Below are 21,981 nucleotides of genomic sequence, written 5' to 3'. Positions count from 1 at the left end.
ATCAGGCTCCTTGAGCATTGGGCGAGGTCTCTGTGGCCGGGCTCGTCTCGGCGGTGGACCCGCCCTTGTCGCCACGCAGCGCGTTCCGCAGCAGTTCGTGCCAGCGAGGACGCTTGCGCGGAGGCACGTGGTCCACGCCGCCGGGCGACCACGGATTGCACCGCAGAATGCGCCAGGCGGTCAGGGCAGTGCCCTTGATCGCGCCATGCCGGTCGATGGCCGTGAATCCATAGTGGGAACACGACGGGTAGTACCGGCAGACGGGCCCGAGAAGCGGGCTGATCGTCCACTGGTACAGCTTGATGAGAGCCAGCAGCGGGTACTTCATCGCGTGCCCCCTCCCAGGAGCCGCTGAAGAGCGGTGTCCAGGTCTCGGGCCAGCTGTGCGTGATCGGCGTCGCCGGCTCCGGGCAACGCCCGTACGACCACCAGGCTACCGGGGGGCAGCTCGGACAGCCGTTCGCGGACGAGATGGCGCAGTCGACGCTTCACCTGGTTGCGTACGACCGCACCGCCCACGGCCTTGCTCACGACGAAACCCGCACGCGTCGGGGAAGCGCTCTCCCCAGGCGCGTGCGGGTCCGTTGCACCGCTGCGTAGGTGGACGACGAGGAGCGGGCGACCGGCCCGGCGCCCTCGGCGTACCGCGGTTGCGAAGTCCTCGCGCCGCCTCAGCCGATTCTCGGTAGGCAGCACGTCATGACCTGTTTAGGCGGATCAGGCGGACAGGCTCGCGCGACCCTTGGAACGGCGGTTCGCCAGGATGGCGCGACCGGCACGCGTACGCATCCGCAGGCGGAAGCCGTGGGTCTTGGCGCGACGACGGTTGTTCGGCTGGAAGGTGCGCTTGCTCACTCGGGGGCTCCAGAAATGATTCGTTGGTGGCGGGACATCGCCTGGCTGTCACCGTGCGCCCACGAGTAGCTCGCAATACGCCCGAGTGCACCGCTTCACGATCACAGACCGTGATCTTTGCCCATCGGAGGCAGGCGGCAGCAGCCATCGACAACTCGACCTGGTTACGGTACGCGCGGCTACGCCATCCGGTCAAACCGACCGATCACCGGGGTCCATTGTGCACAGGCTGTGGACAACAACTTGAACGAGGTCAGCCGCCGCGACTACCGTGGCTGGACTCCTCAATCTTTTTCCGTTCTGTCCTTACCTGTCCTAGACGGACCTTCGACACCCCCGTCCCGAGAACCACACATTCGTGGGACCTGCGAGAAAGCGTGCCCTGTGGCTGACGTACCTGCCGATCTTGCCGCAGTGTGGCCACGCGTGCTCGAGCAGCTCCTCGGAGAAGGCCAGCAGGGCATCGAGCCCAAGGACAAGCAGTGGATCGAGCGCTGCCAGCCTCTCGCACTGGTGGCCGACACCGCACTGCTCGCCGTCCCCAATGAATGGGGCAAGCGGGTCCTCGAAGGCCGGCTGGCACCGCTGATCAGCGAGACCCTGAGCCGCGAGTGCGGCCGCCCGATCCGGATCGCGATCACGGTCGACGACTCCGTCGGCGAACCGACCCCCCTCGCACCCCCGGTCCAGCAGCAGCCGCCGCGCTACGACGAGCGGCCGCCGGCGGAGTCCTACGACACGTACGACGGCTACGGTCACCGGCCCATGCCGGACGACGGGCTGCCCACCGCGCGCCCCGCCTACCCGGACTACCAGCAGCCGCGGCCCGACCCGGGCTCCTGGCCGCGCACCCAGGAGGACCTCTCCTGGCAGCAGCCGCGGCTCGGCTCCTATCAGGAGCGCGACCCGTACGCGGGTCCGCGGCCTCAGCAGTCCCAGCAGCCCCGGTACGACGAGCGGCCGTCCGCCTACGACCAGCCGCAGCGGCCGGAGCGGGCCGACCTGCCCGACGCGCAGCGGCCCGACGCCGGCCCGGGTCTCCGGCCGGGCGGACCGGTGCCGGGTCCCGTGGGTGGCGGCGCCGTCTCCTCCACCGGGCAGGCTTCCGCGGCCGGCGCACCCGGCGAGCAGCACGCACGGCTGAACCCCCGATACCTCTTCGACACCTTCGTCATCGGTTCCTCGAACCGGTTCGCGCACGCCGCCGCGGTCGCGGTGGCCGAGGCGCCGGCGAAGGCGTACAACCCGCTCTTCATCTACGGCGAGTCGGGTCTCGGCAAGACCCACCTGCTGCACGCGATCGGGCACTACGCGCGCAGCCTCTACCCGGGCACGCGCGTGCGGTACGTGAGCTCCGAGGAGTTCACCAACGAGTTCATCAACTCGATCCGCGACGGCAAGGGCGACACCTTCCGCAAGCGCTACCGCGACGTGGACATCCTCCTGGTCGACGACATCCAGTTCCTCGCGAGCAAGGAGTCGACGCAGGAGGAGTTCTTCCACACCTTCAACACGCTCCACAACGCGAACAAGCAGATCGTGCTCTCCTCCGACCGGCCGCCCCGGCAGCTGGTGACCCTGGAGGACCGGCTCCGCAACCGCTTCGAGTGGGGCCTCACCACCGACGTGCAGCCGCCGGAGCTGGAGACGCGGATCGCGATCCTCCGCAAGAAGGCGGTGCAGGAGCAGCTCAACGCCCCGCCGGAGGTACTGGAGTTCATCGCGTCCCGCATCTCGCGGAACATCCGTGAGCTGGAGGGCGCGCTGATCCGGGTGACGGCCTTCGCGTCGCTCAACCGGCAGCCGGTGGACCTGGGGCTGACCGAGATCGTCCTCAAGGATCTGATCCCGGGCGGCGAGGACTCGGCGCCGGAGATCACCGCCCCCGCGATCATGGCGTCCACGGCCGACTACTTCGGGCTCACGGTGGAGGACCTCTGCGGGTCCTCGCGCAGCCGGGTCCTGGTGACGGCCCGCCAGATCGCCATGTACCTGTGCCGGGAGCTCACGGATCTGTCGCTGCCGAAGATCGGCGCGCAGTTCGGCGGCCGCGACCACACGACGGTGATGCACGCGGACCGGAAGATCCGCGCGCTGATGGCCGAGCGGCGCTCGATCTACAACCAGGTCACCGAGCTGACCAACCGCATCAAGAACGGCTGAGCGGAGCCGGCCGAGAGCCGCTCCGCACCCTCCGAAGGGCGCCCCGGGAGACCTCCTGGGGCGCCCTTCGGCGTTCCCGGGTCCCTCGGCGCGGCCCTTCCACACGCCTGTGCACGGCGGCGCTGTTCGAATACGAGGAGCGGGTGGTCAGTTCTCCACAGATTGGGGGATGATCTTCCATCCACAGGGTGGGGACTGCCGAGTTATCCGGATCGCATCCACAGGCCGGGCAGCTGAAGGCCCATCACTCCAGGTCAGGCGGGTGTGGATTTGTTGGCAACCTTGATCCACAGGTTGTGGACGAAATCCTCGTCCACAGGAGGGCTCCTTCGTTGTCCACCGGCAACCCACAGGGTGCCGTCGGTTGCCCACAGCTTCTCCACACCGCTGTCCACTGTTCGGCAACGAAACGCCCGGGCTCACCGCGTCGAGTGAAAGCGGTCACACCAAGGGAGACGATTGGGCTGTGGGGAACGTGGGTAAAGCTGGGGACAGCACTGGGGAGAACTCCCCATGGCCTGTGTACCGGGTGTGCAGAACTTTCGGGTGTCCACAGAACACCCCGGTTGTCCACTGGGTCCACCCACAGGGTCGGTGGACAAAAAACCTGTGTTGACCTGCGCATACGGCGTTATCCACGGTTTCCACAGGCCCTACTACTACTCCCACATAGAGTTAGCCCGGAATCCGCTTCGAAGTGGGACCTGTGCACAACTCGGCGCCGGAGCCTCGGCGGCCTCTTGTCGCGACTTGACCCCGAGCCGCACCGAGTGTCGGTGGCGTACGTCAGACTGGTTCCCGCAGTCGACGAAGAGCCAGCAACAGCAGGAGGCGGTTCCGGTGAAGATCCGGGTGGAGCGCGATGTACTCGCGGAGGCGGTGGCCTGGGTGGCCCGCAGCCTCCCGGCCCGTCCGCCGGCGCCCGTACTCGCGGGCCTTCTGCTGAAGGCCGAGGACGGCGCGCTGAGCTTCTCGAGCTTCGACTACGAGGTCTCGGCCCGGGTGTCCGTCGAGGCGGAGGTCGAGGAGGACGGGACCGTCCTGGTCTCCGGCCGCCTGCTCGCCGACATCTGCCGCGCCCTGCCCAACCGCCCGGTGGAGATTTCCACAGACGGTGTACGGGCGACCGTGGTCTGCGGCTCCTCCCGCTTCACCCTCCACACCCTGCCTGTGGAGGAGTACCCGGCGCTGCCGGAGATGCCCACCGCGACCGGCACCGTGCCCGGTGAGGTCTTCGCCTCCGCCGCCGCCCAGGTCGCCATCGCGGCCGGCCGCGACGACACGCTGCCCGTCCTCACCGGTGTGCGCATCGAGATCGAGGGCGACACGGTCACCCTGGCCTCCACCGACCGCTACCGCTTCGCGGTCCGCGAGTTCCTGTGGAAGCCGGAGTCCCCGGACGCCTCCGCGGTCGCCCTGGTGCCCGCCAAGACCCTCCTGGACACCGCCAAGGCACTGACCAGTGGCGACACGGTCACCCTGGCGCTCTCGGGCTCCGGCAAGGGCGAGGGCCTGATCGGCTTCGAGGGCGCGGGCCGCCGCACCACCACCCGGCTGCTCGAAGGCGACCTGCCGAAGTACCGCACGCTCTTCCCCACCGAGTTCAACTCGGTCGCGGTGATCGAGACCGCCCCGTTCGTCGAGGCCGTCAAGCGTGTGGCCCTGGTGGCCGAGCGCAACACCCCGGTCCGGCTCAGCTTCGAGCAGGGCGTGCTGATCCTCGAGGCCGGCTCCAGCGACGATGCACAGGCTGTGGAGCGTGTGGACGCGCAGCTCGAGGGCGACGACATCTCGATCGCCTTCAACCCGACCTTCCTGCTGGACGGCCTGAGCGCGATCGACTCCCCGGTCGCCCAGCTCTCGTTCACCACGTCCACCAAGCCGGCTCTGCTGAGCGGCAAGCCGGCCCTGGATGCCGAGGCGGACGAGGCGTACAAGTACCTGATCATGCCGGTCCGCCTGAGCGGCTGACCGCTCATGGGAGGCCGTCGACTGAGCGGCTGACCCCACAGGTGTGCACCCGGGTCCGGGCGTAGGCTCGGACCCGGGTAAACCGCACACGACGCTTAAGGAATCTCTGATGGAGCTCGGTCTCGTCGGTCTCGGCAAGATGGGCGGCAACATGCGTGAGCGCATCCGCCGCGCAGGCCACACCGTCATCGGATACGACCGCAACCCGGACCTCGCCGATGTCCACAGCCTGGAAGAGCTTGTGGGCAAGCTCAAGGGTCCGCGCGTCGTGTGGGTCATGGTCCCGGCGGGCGCCGCGACCCAGTCCACCATCGACGAGCTGGCGGACCTGCTCGCTCCCGGCGACATCGTCGTGGACGGCGGAAACTCCCGCTGGACCGACGACGAGAAGCACGCCGAGGAGCTCGCCGCCAAGGGCATCGGCTTCGTCGACTGTGGCGTCTCCGGCGGTGTCTGGGGCCTGGAGAACGGCTACGCGCTGATGTACGGCGGCGACGCCGAGCACGTGGCGCGGGTCCAGCCGATCTTCGACGCGCTCAAGCCCGAGGGCGAGTTCGGCTCGGTCCACGCGGGCAAGGTCGGCGCGGGCCACTTCGCGAAGATGGTCCACAACGGCATCGAGTACGCGATGATGCAGGCGTACGCCGAGGGCTGGGAGCTCCTGGAGAAGGTCGACTCCGTCACCGACGTGCGCGAGGTCTTCCGCTCCTGGCAGGAGGGCACGGTCATCCGCTCCTGGCTGCTCGACCTGGCGGTCAACGCCCTGGACGAGGACGAGCACCTGGAGAAGCTCCGCGGTTACGCACAGGACTCCGGCGAGGGCCGCTGGACCGTGGAAGCCGCCATCGACAACGCGGTGCCGCTGCCCGCGATCACCGCGTCGCTGTTCGCGCGGTTCGCGTCCCGTCAGGACGACTCCCCGCAGATGAAGATGATCGCCGCGCTGCGCAACCAGTTCGGTGGCCACGCGGTCGAGTCCAAGAAGTAATCCACAGGCTGTGCACCCTTCGGTGCACAGCAGCCGGGGGAAGGTCGGCGCACACCATGCATGTCACGCATCTGTCGCTGGCCGACTTCCGCTCCTACGCCCGGGTCGAGGTCCCGCTCGATCCGGGCGTCACCGCTTTCGTGGGCGCGAACGGCCAGGGCAAGACCAATCTGGTCGAGGCCGTCGGCTACCTCGCGACCCTCGGCAGCCATCGCGTCGCCTCGGACGCCCCCCTCGTACGGATGGGGGCGGACCGGGCGATCATCCGTGCCGCGGTCACCCAGGGCGAGCGTTCCCAGCTCGTCGAGCTCGAGCTCAACCCGGGCCGCGCCAATCGCGCCCGTATCAACAGGTCCTCGCAGGTCAAACCACGTGACGTGCTGGGGATCGTACGGACCGTGCTGTTCGCGCCGGAGGATCTGGCCCTGGTCAAGGGCGATCCCGGGGAGCGCCGGCGCTTCCTCGACGAGCTGATCACGGCGCGCGCGCCGCGCATGGCGGGCGTGCGCTCCGACTACGAGCGCGTGCTGAAGCAGCGCAACACCCTGCTGAAGTCCGCCGCCATGGCCAGGCGGCACGGCGGTCGTGGCATGGACCTGTCGACCCTGGACGTGTGGGACCAGCATCTGGCGAGGGCGGGCGCCGAACTGCTGGCGCAGCGGCTGGATCTGATCGCCGTACTGCAGCCGCTGGCCGACAAGGCGTACGAGCAGCTGGCCCCGGGCGGCGGACCGATCCTGCTGGAGTACCGGCCGTCCGCGCCGGGTCCCGGGCACACGCGCGAGGAGCTGTACGAGCAGCTGATCGCCGCGCTCGCGGAGGTGCGCAAGCAGGAGATCGAGCGCGGTGTGACGCTGGTCGGCCCGCACCGGGACGAGCTGCTGCTCAAGCTCGGTGACCTGCCGGCGAAGGGGTACGCGAGCCACGGGGAGTCCTGGTCGTACGCGCTGGCGCTGCGGCTGGCCTCGTACGACCTGCTGCGGGCGGAGGGGAACGAGCCCGTGCTGGTCCTCGACGACGTCTTCGCCGAGCTGGACGCGCGGCGCCGGGAGCGGCTCGCGGAGCTGGTGGCCCCGGGCGAGCAGGTGCTGGTGACGGCGGCGGTGGACGACGACGTGCCAGGGGTGCTCGCCGGGGTCCGGTACGGGGTCGCGGGCGGTTCGGTGGAGAGGCTGTGAGGTCGTGAGCGAGAACGAGACGCCCGACGCCGGCGCGAAGATCCCCGAGCCGTCGGGTGTGGATCTCGCGCGGGTCGCGCTGCGCGCGGCCAAGGAGCAGGCGAAGGCCCGGGGCGCCGCGGCCCAGCAGAAGAAGCAGGCCCGGCGGGGCGGCGGGCTGCGCTCGGGCGCCCACGCCGACGGACGTGACCCGGTCGGGCTCGGCGCCGCGATCAACCGGCTCATCACCGAGCGCGGCTGGGAGACGCCGGCGGCGGTGGGCGGGGTCATGGGGCGCTGGCCGCAGATCGTGGGCGAGGACCTGGCGAAGCACTGCGTACCGCTGAAGTACGAGGAGGACCCGGAGTCGCGGGTGCTGACGGTGCAGTGCGACTCGACGGCATGGGCGACGCAGCTGCGGCTGCTCGCGCCGAGGCTGGTGGCGCGGCTGAACGAGGATCTGGGGCACGGGACGGTACGGGTGATCAAGGTGCTGGGGCCGTCCGCCGGGCCGCGGCGGGGGTACGGGCCGCTTCGGGCGCCCGGGTCCGTCGGGCCTGGGGACACGTACGGCTGACGGTGCCGTGGACGCCGGGCGCCTGTGGTGCGGGTCCGGGCAAGGGTGCCGATCTTGTGCGTCGTGCCCACCCGTTCCGCCCCGGCGGAGCGATTGCCCACAACGCCGGGTCGTGGGCGCGGAGCGATTGCCCACAGCTGGTAACAGCCCGAAGCGCTGGGTGGCCGTCAGAGCCCTTTGGAGCCCCTGTCTGGATATGGGGAGTCGTCTCGCTCCCGCTCAGGGCGGCACATGCGGACTCAGGTACCGGCAAACCCCCATTCGTGTCGGCGCTACCGGTAGACTGGTAGACAATCCCGCCACCCTGCGGAACATGTCGAACGACGCAGCCGCTCCCGTATGCCCGGAGAACGGCCTGTGCTGTGCCAGAAAGGGCGCTTCGTGGCCGATTCCGGCAACCCCAACGAGAACATTCCGTCCGCCACCGCTGCGTCGTACGACGCCAGCGCGATCACCGTCCTCGAGGGTCTGGACGCGGTCCGCAAGCGACCCGGCATGTACATCGGCTCGACCGGTGAACGGGGACTGCACCACATGGTGCAGGAGGTCGTCGACAACTCTGTCGACGAGGCCCTGGCCGGCCACGCGGACACCATCGACGTGACGATCCTGGCCGACGGCGGCGTGCGCGTCGTCGACAACGGGCGTGGTATCCCCGTCGGCATCGTCCCGTCCGAGGGCAAGCCGGCCGTCGAGGTCGTGCTGACGGTGCTCCACGCGGGCGGCAAGTTCGGCGGCGGCGGCTACGCGGTCTCCGGCGGTCTGCACGGCGTCGGCGTCTCCGTCGTCAACGCCCTCTCCACCAAGGTCTCGGTGGAGATCAAGACGGACGGCCACCGCTGGACCCAGGACTACAAGCTGGGCGTCCCCACCGCGCCCCTCGCGAAGCACGAGGAGACCGACGAGACCGGCACCTCGGTCACGTTCTGGTCGGACCCGGACATTTTCGAGACGACCGAGTACTCCTTCGAGACGCTCTCGCGCCGCTTCCAGGAGATGGCCTTCCTCAACAAGGGCCTCACCATCGCCCTGACCGACGAGCGTGAGTCCGCGAAGGCGACCGTCGGCGCCGACGACCCGGACGCCGAGGCGGCGGCCGAGCCCACGGCGCGCACGGTGAAGTACCACTACGAGGGCGGCATCGTCGACTTCGTGAAGTACCTCAACTCGCGCAAGGGCGAGCTGATCCACCCGACCGTCATCGACGTCGAGGCCGAGGACAAGGAGCGCACGCTCTCGGTCGAGATCGCGATGCAGTGGAACTCGCAGTACAGCGAGGGTGTGTACTCCTTCGCGAACACGATCCACACGCATGAGGGCGGTACGCACGAGGAGGGCTTCCGGGCCGCGCTGACGGGTCTGGTGAACCGCTACGCGCGGGACAAGAAGCTGCTGCGCGAGAAGGACGACAACCTCACGGGTGAGGACATCCGCGAGGGTCTGACGGCGATCATCTCGGTCAAGCTGGGCGAGCCGCAGTTCGAGGGCCAGACGAAGACGAAGCTGGGCAACACGGAGGCCAAGACCTTCGTCCAGAAGATCGTCCACGAGCACCTCAGCGACTGGTTCGACCGCAACCCGGTCGAGGCCGCGGACATCATCCGTAAGTCGATCCAGGCGGCCACCGCGCGCGTGGCGGCCCGCAAGGCGCGCGACCTGACCCGCCGCAAGGGCCTGCTGGAGAGCGCCTCGCTGCCGGGCAAGCTGTCGGACTGCCAGTCCAACGACCCGACCAAGTGCGAGATCTTCATCGTCGAGGGTGACTCCGCCGGCGGCTCGGCGAAGTCCGGCCGTAACCCGATGTACCAGGCCATCCTGCCGATCCGCGGCAAGATCCTGAACGTCGAGAAGGCCCGGATCGACAAGATCCTGCAGAACACCGAGGTCCAGGCGCTGATCTCGGCCTTCGGCACCGGAGTCCATGAGGACTTCGACATCGAGAAGCTCCGCTATCACAAGATCATTCTGATGGCGGACGCCGACGTCGACGGCCAGCACATCAACACCCTGCTGCTGACCTTCCTCTTCCGCTTCATGCGTCCGCTGGTCGAGGCCGGTCACGTCTACCTCTCCCGTCCGCCGCTCTACAAGATCAAGTGGGGTCGGGACGACTTCGAGTACGCGTACTCGGACCGTGAGCGCGACGCCCTGGTCGAGCTGGGCAAGCGGAACGGCAAGCGGATCAAGGAAGACTCGATCCAGCGCTTCAAGGGTCTGGGCGAGATGAACGCCGAGGAGCTGCGCGTCACCACCATGGACGTGGACCACCGTGTCCTCGGCCAGGTGACCCTGGACGACGCGGCCCAGGCGGACGACCTGTTCTCGGTGCTGATGGGTGAGGACGTCGAGGCCCGGCGCTCCTTCATCCAGCGCAACGCCAAGGACGTTCGCTTCCTCGACATCTGAGTCGGTCTCAGCTGACCGTACGAAAGGACTGACGACCAGCAATGGCCGACGAGAACCCCCCCGTGACGACCGAAGAAGAAGAGCCGGTGCTGCGGATCGAGCCCGTCGGGCTCGAGACCGAGATGCAGCGGTCCTACCTCGACTACGCGATGTCCGTCATCGTGTCGCGTGCGCTGCCCGACGTGCGGGACGGCCTGAAGCCCGTCCACCGCCGTGTGCTGTACGCGATGTACGACGGCGGCTACCGGCCCGAGAAGGGCTTCTACAAGTGCGCCCGCGTCGTCGGCGACGTCATGGGTACGTACCACCCGCACGGCGACTCCTCGATCTACGACGCCCTGGTCCGCCTGGCCCAGCCGTGGTCGATGCGGCTGCCGCTGGTGGACTCCAACGGCAACTTCGGTTCCCCGGGCAACGACCCGGCCGCCGCCATGCGGTACACCGAGTGCAAGATGATGCCGCTGGCCATGGAGATGCTCCGGGACATCGACGAGGAGACCGTCGACTTCCAGGACAACTACGACGGCCGGAACCAGGAGCCGACGGTTCTGCCGGCGCGCTTCCCGAACCTGCTGGTCAACGGCTCGGCCGGTATCGCGGTCGGTATGGCGACCAACATCCCGCCGCACAACCTGCGCGAGGTCGCGGCCGGTGCCCAGTGGGCGCTGGAGCACCCCGAGGCCACGCACGAGGAGCTGCTCGACGCGCTCATCGAGCGGATCAAGGGCCCGGACTTCCCGACCGGCGCGCTGGTCGTGGGCCGCAAGGGCATCGAGGAGGCGTACCGCACCGGCCGTGGCTCCATCACGATGCGCGCGGTCGTCGAGGTCGAGGAGATCCAGAACCGCCAGTGCCTGGTGGTCACGGAGCTGCCGTACCAGACCAACCCGGACAACCTCGCGCAGAAGATCGCCGACCTGGTGAAGGACGGCAAGATCGGCGGCATCGCCGACGTCCGCGACGAGACCTCGTCCCGTACCGGCCAGCGCCTCGTCATCGTGCTCAAGCGCGACGCCGTCGCCAAGGTCGTCCTCAACAACCTGTACAAGCACACCGACCTGCAGACGAACTTCGGCGCGAACATGCTGGCGCTCGTCGACGGTGTGCCGCGCACGCTCTCCCTGGACGCGTTCATCCGTCACTGGGTGACGCACCAGATCGAGGTCATCGTCCGCCGGACCCGCTTCCGGCTGCGCAAGGCCGAGGAGCGCGCCCACATCCTGCGCGGTCTGCTGAAGGCGCTGGACGCGATCGACGAGGTCATCGCGCTCATCCGCCGCAGCGACACGGTCGAGGTCGCGCGCGAGGGCCTGATGGGCCTGCTGCAGATCGACGAGATCCAGGCCAACGCCATCCTCGAGATGCAGCTGCGCCGGCTCGCCGCCCTGGAGCGCCAGAAGATCGTCGCCGAGCACGACGAGCTCCAGGCGAAGATCAACGAGTACAACGCGATCCTCGCCTCCGAGGAGCGTCAGCGCGCCATCGTCAGCGAGGAGCTGGCGCTGCTCGTCGAGAAGTTCGGCGACGACCGCCGCTCCAAGCTGGTGCCCTTCGACGGTGACATGTCCATCGAGGACCTGATCGCCGAGGAGGACATCGTCGTCACCATCACGCGTGGCGGCTATGTGAAGCGGACGAAGACCGAGGACTACCGCTCGCAGAAGCGCGGCGGCAAGGGCGTGCGCGGCACGAAGCTGAAGCAGGACGACATCGTCGACCACTTCTTCGTGTCAACCACCCACCACTGGCTGCTCTTCTTCACCAACAAGGGCCGGGTCTACCGGGCCAAGGCGTACGAGCTCCCGGACGCCGGGCGGGACGCGCGCGGCCAGCACGTCGCCAACCTGCTGGCATTCCAGCCGGACGAGCAGATCGCCGAGATCCTGGCGATCCGCGACTACGAGGCCGCGCCGTACCTGGTGCTCGCCACGAAGGCCGGTCTGGTGAAGAAGACCGCGCTGAAGGACTACGACTCGCCGCGATCGGGCGGTGTCATCGCGATCAACCTCCGGGAGACCGAGGACGGCAGCGACGACGAGCTGATCGGCGCCGAGCTGGTCTCGGCGGAGGACGATCTGCTGCTCATCAGCAAGAAGGCGCAGTCGATCCGGTTCACCGCGACGGACGACGCGCTGCGCCCGATGGGACGGGCGACGTCCGGCGTCAAGGGGATGAGTTTCCGCGAAGGCGACGAACTGCTCTCGATGAATGTCGTCCGGCCGGGTACGTTCGTCTTCACCGCCACCGACGGTGGGTACGCGAAGCGGACCAACGTCGACGAGTACCGCGTCCAGGGTCGCGGTGGCCTCGGTATCAAGGCCGCCAAGATCGTGGAGGACCGGGGTTCGCTCGTGGGCGCGCTGGTGGTCGAGGAGACGGACGAGATCCTCGCCATCACGCTGTCCGGCGGTGTGATTCGTACGCGAGTCAACGAAGTCAGGGAGACCGGCCGTGACACCATGGGCGTCCAGCTGATCAACCTGGGCAAGCGGGATGCCGTCGTCGGTATCGCACGGAACGCCGAGGCGGGCAGCGAGGCCGAGGAGGTCGCGGATGCCGAGTACGCCGACGGTGCGACCGGTGTCGAGGGCACGGAAGGCGTCGAGGCCGCGACCGCGGTCGAAGCAGCCGAGGGCACCCAGCCCTCGGCCGGGGAGCACGAGGAGTAGAGCGTGAGTGGAGCCACGGGCGCCGGTTCGGCGGCTGCCGGAGCTTCTGCTGGTGCTGGAGCGAACGGTGCCCGTGGTTCCGCCACGGACTCCCAGGGGGTTGCGGTGACGGACACCCGAGGGCAGAAGCCCTCGTACGAGACGTACAACGGGCCGCTGCCCGGCGAGCGCGCGGGAGCGCAGCAGCCGAGCGGGCCGTACCACCCACCGCAGGCGTACGGCGCTCAGGCGCCGGCCGCCGGGGTGGCGGGCGGTATGGGCGGCCAGAACACGGGCGCCGTGCGCCGCCCGCGTACCGGGGCCCGCACCACGCCCCGTACGCGCAAGGCGCGGCTGCGGGTGGCCAAGGCCGACCCGTGGTCGGTGATGAAGGTGAGCTTCCTGCTCTCCATCGCGCTGGGCATCTGCACGGTCGTGGCTGCGTCGGTGCTGTGGATGGTCATGGACGCCATGGGCGTCTTCTCGACCGTCGGCGGCACGATCAGCGAGGCGACGGGCTCGAACGAGTCCAACGGCTTCGATCTGCAGTCGTTCCTCTCGCTGCCGCGGGTGCTCATGTTCACCTCGGTGATCGCCGTGATCGACGTGGTCCTGATGACCGCGCTGGCGACCCTGGGGGCGTTCATCTACAACCTGTCGGCCGGTTTCGTGGGCGGTGTGGAGCTCACGCTGGCGGAGGACGAATGAGCTGCGTGGGGGCCTGAAGGAACCGATTTTGGGACTGGCCCCCACGTGCGCTAATCTTCAGGAGTCAGCGCGCGGGACACCCCGCAAAGCGCGGCGGGGCTATAGCTCAGTTGGTTAGAGCGCATCCCTGATAAGGATGAGGCCACAGGTTCAAATCCTGTTAGCCCCACAGTGCAGATCGGCCCGGACGGTTCTCCGTCCGGGCCGATTGCTTTGTACGGGGGACGGCGGCCCGGGTAGGTCACCGATCGGTATCGGTCGGTGTGTAGAGTGGGCGTCAGAAGTCTCCTACGTCAACGAAAGACGAGGTCGCGCGGTGAAGAAGCTTCTCCTGGTCGCACTGGCCGCCATCGGCGGGCTCCTCGTGTACCGCCAGATCCAGGCGGATCGCGCCGAGCAGGATCTGTGGACGGAGGCGACCGACTCCGTGCCCGCAGGTTCGGGTGTCTGAGACGCAGCACGTCTGAGCGTGAAGCCCCGGCCGCGATCGAGCGGCCGGGGCTTCACGCTGTTTCAGGACCGTGACACCACTCCTCTTGAGTTCACCTCCGCAAATCATTAAGTTGCGAGAGCAAAGTTGAGTGATCGCGGTCAAGGGGGACGGTGCATGAGAACACGACGGACAACGGGGGCGGTCGTGGCAGCGGGGGCGTTGCTCGCGCTGCTGCTCACGCCGGCGCAGACAGCCCAGGCGGCCGTCGCGGCCGATCAGGAGGGAACGGCCACCGGCAGCCTGGTGATGGTGCTCGACTCGTCCGGCTCCATGGGCGACGACGACGGCTCGGGGCGTACGAGGATGGAAGCGGCCCGCACGGCCGTCGGCACCGTCGTCGACGGCCTGCCCGACGGTCACCCCACCGGCCTGCGGGTCTACGGCGCCGACCGGCCCAAGGGATGCACCGACACCCGGCTCGTCCGGCCGGTCGCCCCGCTGGACCGGGCCGGGCTCAAGGCCGCCGTCGCGGCGCTGAGGCCCACGGGAGACACCCCCATCGGGCTCTCCCTCCAGAAGGCCGCGCAGGACCTTCCCGAGCCCTCCGGCGGGACCATCGGGACGCGCACGATCCTGCTGATCTCCGACGGAGAGGACAATTGCGGCAGCCCCAAGCCCTGCGAGGTCGCCGCCCAGCTCGCCAAGGACGGCATCGGACTGCGGATCGACACCGTCGGCTTCCAGGTGAAGGGCGCGGCGCGGGAGCAGTTGGAGTGCATCGCCGAGGCGGGCAACGGGCGTTACTACGACGCGCCCGACGCCGACGCGCTCGCCCGGCAGCTGCAGCGGGCCTCCCGGCTCTCCGCGGACGGCTACCGGCTGCGCGGCAAGCAGATCACGGGCACACCGACGAGCGACCGGGCGCCGGGACTCGTACCGGGGCAGTACCTGGACACCATCGGGCCCGGTGAGAAGCGGTACTACGCGGCCGATCTGGACGACGTCTCCACGGTGAACCTCTCGGCGACGGCCGTGCCGCAGCCCGGAGCGGCCGTGGACACCGTCGACAAGCTGAGCACCAGCCTGGTCTACGCCCACGCCGGCGGCGAGGGCACCTGCGCCACCAACAGCGAGATCTTCCACCAGGACGAGGGGGCGGTCCCGCTGACCTCGGCCGTCGCCCGCATCCCGACCGAGAAGCGGTACTCGACCTGCGACGACGCCGACCGCTACTGGTTCGTCGTCGAGCGCACCAGCAAGCCCGCGTCCGACGCGGCCCGTTGGCCGCTGGAGCTGGTCCTCGGCGTCGAGACACCTCTGCGGCCCGGCGTCACCCCGGCGCAGTCCCAGCCGGAGTATGGGGCCGGCGGCAAGGACGTCGTCCTGCCCACCGGTGACCCGAAGGACGTCCGCGGCGGCACCGGCTTCAACGACGCCCGGGAGCTCGGACGCGGCGTGTGGCGCGACCGGATCCTGCCCTCCCAGACCCTCTGGTACAAGGTGCCGGTCGGCTGGGGGCAGCAGCTGCGCTACGACGTCGAGTTCGCCAACGAGCCGACCGTCGACGGCTCTTCGTCGGTGACGTCGTACGGCGGCACGCAGGTCTACACCCCCGCCCGCCACCCCGTCGGCGGCGGAACGGGCGAGTTCGGCTCCGAGACCAGCTACACCGGGCGTCCCACCGCACTGAGCATGGGCACGGTGCCCGTCGCCTGGACCAACCGGTACGAGAGCAACCCCAACGTCGTCCCGGTGCACACCACCGGTGGCTTCTACATCGCGGTCACGCTCGGCGCCGAGACCGCCGAGATCGCCCGGAACCCGCAGATCGCCGTGGTCCTGCGCGTAGCGGTCCTCGGCAAGGAGCTCGCCGGGCCGGAGCACGGTGCGGCGCCGGTGGCCGGAAAGGCCGACAAGCAGGGCGAATCGTCCGCGCGCGCAGACAGCAGCGGGACGGGCGGGGCAGGATGGACCGTCACCGGGGCCGCAGGGGCGGGCGGCGGAGCCGTCGTACTGATCGCGGCGGCGGTGTTCGCCGTGAAGCGGGTACGGCGCGGGACGGCTACGGACACGAGGAGAGGCGCGTGAAGACGCAGCGCGTGAAGACGCGGCACGGGAGGACGCGGGCGGCCGGGTCCCTGGTCGCGGCGGCGGGTGCGGCGGCGGTGTTCACGGCCGCGGTGCTGCCGGGCGTGGCATGGGCGGCCGGGGAGAGCCCGTTCACCTTCGACACCGCGGCCACGCCGGTCGAGGGAGCCGCATCCAGCCTGGACGCCCAGCAGTTGAAGGCCGGTCAGAGCTACCGCGACAGCATCAAGAAGGACGGCAAGCTCTACTACCGGGTCGATCTCGACGCGAAGCAGAACGCGTACGTGTCGGTGGTCGCCGTGCCGAAGCCCGGCGGCAAGACGGAGTACGGCGACGGCATCAAGGTCAGCCTGCAGGACGGCTCCGGCTCGCAATGCGGCTACCAGGACGCGGCGTTCGAGTCCGCCGGGTTCACCCGGCCCATCACCGCGTACGCCCACCGCACCATCGAGACCGACAGCTCGACCTGCCAGCGGGCCGGCGCGTACTACGTGCTGGTCGAGCGGACCTCCAAGGCCGTCTCCACGCCCGACGACTGGGAGCTGGAGATCCGGTACCTCGCCGAGCCGGGGGTGAAGCAGACCGGCCCCACCGAGCTGCCCGAGAACTGGCCCTCCTCCTCGCCCCAGCCGCCCGCCGGCGGCCCGCAGAAGCGCCAGGGCGGCGCGGGGTTCCACGACGCCACCTCGCTGAAGCAGGGCGAGTGGCGCGCCGACATCAAGCCCGGTCAGACGCTCTTCTACCGGGTGCCCGTCGACTGGGGACAGCAGATCTTCGCCACCGCGGAGCTCGGCAGCAGCCCCTCGGGCGGCACCGAGTACGTGAGCAACGCGCTGGTGCTGTCGCTCGACAACCCGGCCCGCGGCCATGTCGACCAGGACACCGTCAGCTACGACGGCAAGCCGGCGACGCTGGCGCTCGATCCGCACCGGCCGGTCGCCTTCGAGAACCGTTACTCCTCCAACAGCTACACGAACGCCCTGCGGTTCGCGGGCTGGTACTACCTGTCGGCCACGCTCAGTCCGGAGGTCGCCAAGGAGTACGGGGACAAGCCGGTGCCGCTCACCCTGCGGGTGAACGTCACAGGCACGGCCAAGGCGGGTCCCGCGTACGACGGGGACGCCGGGGTCTTCAAGGTCACCGACGACGACCGGGACGCGGCGGCCAGCGGTGCGAGCGGGCCGCAGGCGCAGAAGAGCGACAGCATGGCCCTGGTCGCGGCGGCCGGGATCGGCGCCGGAACCGTCCTGATCGTCGGGCTCGGCCTGTGGATGCTCGCCGGGCGGCGCCGGGCGGCGCGGGAGGCGGCGCAGGGCGGGCCGCCGCAGTTCGGACCGCCGACGGCCTGGTAGGCCGACGGCCGGGCCAGGCGGCCCGATCAGGCGGGGCGAGCGGTCGACCAGGTCGAGCGGGCCGGTCGGGCCGAGCGGTCAGGTCTGGGTGAGCGCCCAGATGCCGACCGCGAAGCAGAGCAGCGCGACGACCAGGACCGGGATCGCCACCTTCGGGGGCGGTCCCGGTCGCTTTGCCGGGGCCTGGGCGGACTGTGCCGCGGGGGCGGTCGGCGACGCGTGGGCGGGAACCTGTTCGGCGTGAGCGGTGTATTGACGAGTAGAGGCTTGTTGGTACGACACCGCGGCCGTCGGGGCCTGGGCGAAGTCCGGCGCGGCGGCGGGATGGGGGGAGGCCGTATGCGCGGACGAAGCGGGGACCGGGGGCTGCGTGGGGGCGGCGGCCGGCTGAGGGGGCGGGGGCAGGTGGAAGCTGCCCGTCTCGGAGGGGCTCGGCACCGGCTGCTGCGCCTGTGCCTGAGTCTGTGTGTGTGGCTGTACGGGTGCGGGGGCGGCCGAGGTCTGCGGCGCGGGGGCCGGGGCCTGGGGGGCCTGGGCCGGGGCCTCGGGGCCGTTCGGGCCGAAACCGGCGGGCAGCGGGCCGATCTGGTCGAAGACCTCGACCGGCTCCTCGTCCGGGCGGGCCTCGGGCAGCATCTCGACCGCCGAGGTCAGCGCCTTGCGCACGCCCGTCGCCGTCTTGAAACGGGCCTGCGGGTCAGGCTGGAGCAGGCCCGCGAGGACCTGCCACAGCGGCTCCGGAATGCCCTCAGGGGCACCCGGGGTCCCGTGCGCCATGAAGTACTCGATCAGGGCGCGGGAGTCGGGCTTCTGGCCCTGGAGCAGATAGAGCGCCACCAGGCCGACCGCGAAGAGGTCGGCCGGGAAGTCCGGTTCCGCGCCCAACATCTGCTCGGGCGCGAAGTAACCGGGCGTCCCCACCACGTAGTTGGTCTCCGTGAGGCGGGGCTCCCCCTTGCGCATCGAGATGCCGAAATCGGACAGCCGCAGATGCGGCCGCCCGGTTCCGGTGACGTCGAGCAGGATGTTCGCCGGCTTGATGTCGCGATGCACGACCCCCTCCGCGTGCACCGCGGCCAATCCGGCGAGCAGCTGGTCCAGCAGGGTGCATACGAAACGCGGCGGCAGCGGGCCGTAGTCGCCGATGACGTGCGCAAGAGACCCGCCGGCCACCAGATCCATGGTGAACAGCACCTTGTCGTCGTCGGCGGCCCAGCTGGCCGGGGCGAGGACATGGGGGTGGTCGATCCGGAGCGCCTGCTCCCGGACGAAGCGGAGCAGCGTGTGGGCGTCGCTCTGCTGGAGCACCTTGGCCGCCACATAGCGGCGGCGCCGGTGGTCCCAGGCACGCCACACCGCGCCGACGCCACCGCGTCCGATCGGGTCGATCAGCTCGTACCGACCAGCGAAGACCTCACCCATTGCGCTGTGCCCGCTCCCCGTCGTCCGGGTCCGTACTGCCGGACCGGCTGCTGCTCTGCGTCAGTTCTGGTGCGACTCGTAGTGCGCGACCGCGTCGGCGGTGCGCCCGGCGCCGTACACCCGGAGGAACTCTGCCAGTTCCGGGTGGGCCGGGGCGAGGGAGTCCGCCGCATCGATGATGTCGCCGGCGGCCGCGACCGAGCGCAGCAGCGACTGGATCTCCCGGACCACGCGGCGCACGGTCGGCGCGCCCGAGCTGGTCGTGGTCTGGGTGGTGCCGGTCAGCACGGAGCCGCCCTGCGACTTCTTGATCTCGTCCATGCGGTCCGTGGCCTCGGCCGCGCTGACGCTGCCGTCCGCGACCTGTCCGGCGAGCTCCTGGAGGGCCTGGACACGCTGGACGACGGCCGGGTTGCCGATCTTGGCCCGCTGGCCGCTCATCAGCTGGGAGAGCATGGGTGCCGAGAGACCGAGCACGGCCGCCAGCCTGGCCTGATTCAGCCCGAGATCGTCGATCAGTCGACGGAAGAGCGCCCCCAACGGCTCTCCGTACCAACTGCGCTGAAGCTCTCTGGCTCTTGCCGTGGCTTCCTGCTGCGCTGCGTCCATTGCTTCTCCCCATCCCTGCGGTTCGCCACTGCGAACCTCGATCAGCATCTTACGGAGCGTGGTCGCCGACCGGGAGTCCCAATCCTTTTGCGGGAAAGAGGGTGTGACCCGGTACTCTGTTCTCGTTCCGGGGCCTTAGCTCAGTTGGTAGAGCGCTGTCTTTGCATGGCAGATGTCAGGGGTTCGACTCCCCTAGGCTCCACCGGACAAGCCCCTCTGACCTGCGGAAACGCAGTTCAGAGGGGCTTTTTGCGGTTCCGTGCCCCGCCGGCAGGACCCAGCGGACCGGGAGGGTGCGCGGGCGAGGGTGCGGGCAGGGCGTGCGGGCGGTGGGCCGCCGACCAGGCGAGGGGGCCTGGCGCGCCTCAAGTGGCCCGGTCTCGCGGCCACTTAATGGATGTCTCACTCCTGGTGACCTGGGGCATGCCCGGCCGGCTCGTTCTCGGGGCGATTTTCCTGGTGGCCGCCGCGGTGACGAAGCCCGCAGTCCGGTGGGCCGAGAGCACGCGCGCGCAGGCGCCGGTCACCGACGGAGTCACGGGACTCGTCGGCGCTCACTGAGCCGTACGAGTGGTGTTCATCGGAAGAACTGCGCGGTGGCGGCGTCGCTCCGAGGAATCCCGGCGCTCGTCCACATCATGAGGAAGGTACGAAAAGCGCGCAATTCGAAATGAACCATCCGAGAACGTCACGAAAGCGAGGGGCCATGGCCACCGCCAAGGTCAAGCAGTTCTGGACCGCCTTCATCTCCGTCTTCTTCGCCCTGCTCGCCTCCGTCGGTCTGGCGAGCACCGCCACCGCCGCGCAGGCTCCCGCCGTTCAGCAGCCGGAGGAGCCGGCCTCCACCGCCACCACGGGTGCGCGCACCCTGGCTGCCGTACCGGCGCAGCGAACGGCGTATCAGTGGCCCGCGGTGCGCGACCGCGCCCTGCCGCCCACGATCAAGCAGCGCATCCGCGCCGAGGCGCACAACTCCTCGCCGTCCGTCCGCCACCTGCGCGCCGACTCCCCGGTCGAGACCGCTCTCGCGGACCAGACGGAGCTGTCCGGCCGCGCGCTCGCCGCGACGGCGTAGGGCGCAGGGAGTCGACATGCTCCCCGCGCCCCATTGCACGACCGGCCCACCGCACGACGCGGAGGCAGCCCACGGTCAGCGACGCTCGTCGCGCCCCGTATCGGTATCCCCTTCGGCTTCGGCCTCCTTGGCCTCCACCTCAGGATCGAGAGCCCCACTGCCGTCGACGGACGACAGCGGCGACGTCCGGGACGACGGTTCCGACGCCCCCTCATCGACCTCGGTAGGAGCAGGCGGTTCGACCAGCCAGTCCGGGTTGGCCTGCTTGTCCCACCACTTCCACACGACGAAGGCGCCGCCGGCCAGCACGCCGAGGATCACGAATCCCTTGGCGGCGCGTCCGGCCCTGGCCCGACGCCGGTGCCTCCTCACGATCTTCTGAACGTCCTTCGGTGTCACCTGTCCGCGCAGCGCGGCCCAGGCGGCCACCGAACGCGAACCCGCCTCATCGAGGACGGGACCGGTCGCGGCAACCGCGGTCTCGACACGCGGAACGGTGTAGTCGGCCGCCTGACGGGCGGCCTTGCGGGTGACGATCGCGGCGCGATGCGCGGCCTCGTCGACCCGCGGCGGTACATGCGGTGCGACATAGCACAGGTACTGCACACGAGCTTGCTTACGGGCCTGCTGAGCGGCCTTCGAGACTTTCGGCGCGAGCCGGACGCGTGCCTCGTGCGCATAGTGCGCGGCGTGGTCCTTGGCAGTGCCGGCGTACTGCGCGGCCTGATCCTTGGCCGTGCCGGCATAGGGCGCCACCACGTCCGCGGCGTGCAGCACGCTGTCCCTGGCCGAATCGGTCGCGGCGCGCACGCTGTCCATCCGGGTCACGAGATCCTCCTCCTCGGTGGCGGTGTCGGTTTTTCGCCTTTCCACCCATTTCGAAATCATGCCTGTCCGATCGCGGTCCGGCATGCGGGGCGGGCATCCGGGGCATTCCCCTGTCTCTTCCGTGCGAGGATGCGATGCGCGTCAGTGGAGACTTACGGAAGGCGGACCGTGGCCGAGCAGCTCTACGCCACCCTCAAGACCAGCCTGGGCGACATCGAGATTCGGCTGCTGCCGAACCACGCCCCGAAGACGGTCAGAAACTTCACCGAACTCGCGCGGGGTGAGCGCGAGTGGACGCACCCGGCCACCGGCAAGGTCGCCGCGGACCGCCTGTACGACGGCACCGTCTTCCACCGGGTCATCGAGGGCTTCATGATCCAGGGCGGCGACCCGCTGGGGAACGGAACGGGCGGGCCGGGGTACGAGTTCGCCGACGAGTTCCACCCGGAGCTCTTCTTCGACCGCCCCTACCTGCTGGCGATGGCCAACGCGGGCCCGGGCACCAACGGCTCGCAGTTCTTCATCACGGTCGGCGCCACGACCTGGCTCAACCGCAAGCACACGATCTTCGGCGAGGTCGTCGGCGCGGCGAGCAAGAAGGTCGTCGACGCGATCGCCGCGACGCCGGTCAACGCGAACACGAAGCGCCCCCTCGACGACGTGGTCCTGGAGTCCGTCGTCATCGAGACCCGCTGACCGTC

At 69.7% G+C, this 21,981-nt stretch carries 19 protein-coding genes and 2 tRNA genes; 15 read left to right on the top strand and 6 right to left on the bottom strand.

All coding sequences use genetic code 11. The annotated features are described in order from the left end of the window. Position 1 precedes the first annotated feature (1 nt). The 3 genes from yidD to rpmH are packed head-to-tail and all read right to left on the bottom strand — an operon-like array spanning position 2 to position 855. Positions 2 to 328 carry a membrane protein insertion efficiency factor YidD gene (gene yidD / locus ABZ939_RS05380; protein WP_361849551.1) on the bottom strand — a complete coding sequence of 109 codons (327 nt, stop codon included), beginning with the start codon at positions 326 to 328 and terminating at the stop codon, positions 2 to 4. Continuing rightward, positions 325 to 696, bottom strand: a complete 372-nt coding sequence (gene rnpA / locus ABZ939_RS05375) for a ribonuclease P protein component (RefSeq protein ID WP_361849549.1) — start codon at positions 694 to 696, stop codon at positions 325 to 327. Before rnpA ends, yidD begins: the two co-directional genes overlap by 4 nt. Positions 697 to 717: 21 nt before the next feature. Beyond that, entirely contained in the window at positions 718 to 855 is a 138-nt protein-coding gene (rpmH, locus tag ABZ939_RS05370) for a 50S ribosomal protein L34 (protein WP_005482975.1), read from the bottom strand. A 384-nt stretch (positions 856 to 1,239) separates the two neighbouring features. On the opposite strand from rpmH, the gene dnaA reads away from it, so the two are divergent. The 12 genes from dnaA (at position 1,240) to ABZ939_RS05310 (ending at position 17,346) form a co-directional block, all read left to right on the top strand. Continuing rightward, the gene (gene dnaA, locus ABZ939_RS05365) at positions 1,240 to 3,018 is read left to right on the top strand and encodes a chromosomal replication initiator protein DnaA (RefSeq protein WP_361849547.1); all 1,779 of its coding nucleotides are present in this window, start codon (positions 1,240 to 1,242) and stop codon (positions 3,016 to 3,018) included. Positions 3,019 to 3,858: 840 nt separating this feature from the next. Beyond that, the gene (gene dnaN / locus ABZ939_RS05360) at positions 3,859 to 4,989 is read left to right on the top strand and encodes a DNA polymerase III subunit beta (RefSeq protein ID WP_015034855.1); all 1,131 of its coding nucleotides are present in this window, start codon (positions 3,859 to 3,861) and stop codon (positions 4,987 to 4,989) included. 109 nt (positions 4,990 to 5,098) lie between these two features. Beyond that, positions 5,099 to 5,977 (top strand): phosphogluconate dehydrogenase (NAD(+)-dependent, decarboxylating), encoded by an 879-nt coding sequence (gnd, locus tag ABZ939_RS05355; RefSeq protein WP_361849545.1) that lies wholly within the window; start codon positions 5,099 to 5,101, stop codon positions 5,975 to 5,977. 56 nt (positions 5,978 to 6,033) lie between these two features. Next, on the top strand, positions 6,034 to 7,155 hold the full coding sequence (gene recF / locus ABZ939_RS05350) for a DNA replication/repair protein RecF (RefSeq protein WP_361849543.1): 1,122 nt from the start codon (positions 6,034 to 6,036) through the stop codon (positions 7,153 to 7,155). Between the two features lie 4 nt (positions 7,156 to 7,159). Beyond that, entirely contained in the window at positions 7,160 to 7,711 is a 552-nt protein-coding gene (locus ABZ939_RS05345; protein ID WP_361849541.1) for a DciA family protein, read from the top strand. A gap of 357 nt (positions 7,712 to 8,068) precedes the next feature. After that, the gene (gyrB, locus tag ABZ939_RS05340; RefSeq protein ID WP_361849539.1) at positions 8,069 to 10,117 is read left to right on the top strand and encodes a DNA topoisomerase (ATP-hydrolyzing) subunit B; all 2,049 of its coding nucleotides are present in this window, start codon (positions 8,069 to 8,071) and stop codon (positions 10,115 to 10,117) included. A gap of 41 nt (positions 10,118 to 10,158) precedes the next feature. Continuing rightward, positions 10,159 to 12,786, top strand: a complete 2,628-nt coding sequence (gene gyrA, locus ABZ939_RS05335; RefSeq protein WP_361849537.1) for a DNA gyrase subunit A — start codon at positions 10,159 to 10,161, stop codon at positions 12,784 to 12,786. 105 nt (positions 12,787 to 12,891) lie between these two features. Continuing rightward, the gene (locus ABZ939_RS05330; protein ID WP_361849535.1) at positions 12,892 to 13,473 is read left to right on the top strand and encodes a DUF3566 domain-containing protein; all 582 of its coding nucleotides are present in this window, start codon (positions 12,892 to 12,894) and stop codon (positions 13,471 to 13,473) included. A gap of 95 nt (positions 13,474 to 13,568) precedes the next feature. After that, positions 13,569 to 13,642 (top strand) — tRNA-Ile (locus ABZ939_RS05325). Between the two features lie 147 nt (positions 13,643 to 13,789). After that, on the top strand, positions 13,790 to 13,924 hold the full coding sequence (locus ABZ939_RS05320) for a DLW-39 family protein (RefSeq protein ID WP_003958712.1): 135 nt from the start codon (positions 13,790 to 13,792) through the stop codon (positions 13,922 to 13,924). Positions 13,925 to 14,080: 156 nt separating this feature from the next. Then, positions 14,081 to 15,994, top strand: a complete 1,914-nt coding sequence (locus ABZ939_RS05315; protein WP_361849533.1) for a VWA domain-containing protein — start codon at positions 14,081 to 14,083, stop codon at positions 15,992 to 15,994. Further along, the gene (locus tag ABZ939_RS05310) at positions 15,991 to 17,346 is read left to right on the top strand and encodes a hypothetical protein (protein ID WP_361849531.1); all 1,356 of its coding nucleotides are present in this window, start codon (positions 15,991 to 15,993) and stop codon (positions 17,344 to 17,346) included. Before ABZ939_RS05315 ends, ABZ939_RS05310 begins: the two co-directional genes overlap by 4 nt. A 78-nt stretch (positions 17,347 to 17,424) precedes the next feature. Here ABZ939_RS05310 and ABZ939_RS05305 read toward each other — a convergent pair whose 3' ends face one another. Both ABZ939_RS05305 and ABZ939_RS05300 read right to left on the bottom strand, forming a co-directional pair. Then, on the bottom strand, positions 17,425 to 18,768 hold the full coding sequence (locus ABZ939_RS05305) for a serine/threonine-protein kinase (RefSeq protein WP_361849529.1): 1,344 nt from the start codon (positions 18,766 to 18,768) through the stop codon (positions 17,425 to 17,427). 60 nt (positions 18,769 to 18,828) lie between these two features. Continuing rightward, positions 18,829 to 19,377, bottom strand: coding sequence for a DNA-binding protein (locus tag ABZ939_RS05300; protein ID WP_361849527.1), 549 nt, complete (start codon positions 19,375 to 19,377; stop codon positions 18,829 to 18,831). Positions 19,378 to 19,506: 129 nt separating this feature from the next. Here ABZ939_RS05300 and ABZ939_RS05295 point away from each other — a divergent pair. Next, a tRNA-Ala gene (locus tag ABZ939_RS05295) sits at positions 19,507 to 19,579 on the top strand. A 504-nt stretch (positions 19,580 to 20,083) separates the two neighbouring features. Then, complete coding sequence (locus ABZ939_RS05290) at positions 20,084 to 20,452, top strand: DUF6344 domain-containing protein (protein ID WP_361849525.1); 369 nt, start codon at positions 20,084 to 20,086, stop codon at positions 20,450 to 20,452. A 75-nt stretch (positions 20,453 to 20,527) separates the two neighbouring features. Here the strand turns inward: ABZ939_RS05290 and ABZ939_RS05285 are convergent, their stop codons facing one another. Then, the gene (locus ABZ939_RS05285) at positions 20,528 to 21,280 is read right to left on the bottom strand and encodes a DUF5324 family protein (protein WP_361849978.1); all 753 of its coding nucleotides are present in this window, start codon (positions 21,278 to 21,280) and stop codon (positions 20,528 to 20,530) included. A 168-nt stretch (positions 21,281 to 21,448) separates the two neighbouring features. Here ABZ939_RS05285 and ABZ939_RS05280 point away from each other — a divergent pair, with 168 nt between their 5' ends. Next, entirely contained in the window at positions 21,449 to 21,976 is a 528-nt protein-coding gene (locus ABZ939_RS05280) for a peptidylprolyl isomerase (RefSeq protein ID WP_361849523.1), read from the top strand. The last annotated feature ends 5 nt before the right edge of the window (positions 21,977 to 21,981 follow it).

The sequence above is a fragment of the Streptomyces sp. NPDC046712 genome, assembly GCF_040645695.1.
GTDB lineage: Bacteria > Actinomycetota > Actinomycetes > Streptomycetales > Streptomycetaceae > Streptomyces.
This window is presented reverse-complemented; position numbering and strand designations above follow the sequence as displayed.

What these genes read in the sequence shown, in the direction of transcription:
- yidD (WP_361849551.1), bottom strand. Translation starts at nt 328, where the DNA reads ATGAAGTACCCGCTGCTGGCTCTCATCAAGCTGTACCAGTGGACGATC.
- gnd (WP_361849545.1), top strand. Translation starts at nt 5,099, where the DNA reads ATGGAGCTCGGTCTCGTCGGTCTCGGCAAGATGGGCGGCAACATGCGT.
- recF (WP_361849543.1), top strand. Translation starts at nt 6,034, where the DNA reads ATGCATGTCACGCATCTGTCGCTGGCCGACTTCCGCTCCTACGCCCGG.
- gyrA (WP_361849537.1), top strand. Translation starts at nt 10,159, where the DNA reads ATGGCCGACGAGAACCCCCCCGTGACGACCGAAGAAGAAGAGCCGGTG.
- ABZ939_RS05315 (WP_361849533.1), top strand. Translation starts at nt 14,081, where the DNA reads ATGAGAACACGACGGACAACGGGGGCGGTCGTGGCAGCGGGGGCGTTG.
- ABZ939_RS05305 (WP_361849529.1), bottom strand. Translation starts at nt 18,768, where the DNA reads ATGGGTGAGGTCTTCGCTGGTCGGTACGAGCTGATCGACCCGATCGGA.
- ABZ939_RS05300 (WP_361849527.1), bottom strand. Translation starts at nt 19,377, where the DNA reads ATGGACGCAGCGCAGCAGGAAGCCACGGCAAGAGCCAGAGAGCTTCAG.
- ABZ939_RS05290 (WP_361849525.1), top strand. Translation starts at nt 20,084, where the DNA reads ATGGCCACCGCCAAGGTCAAGCAGTTCTGGACCGCCTTCATCTCCGTC.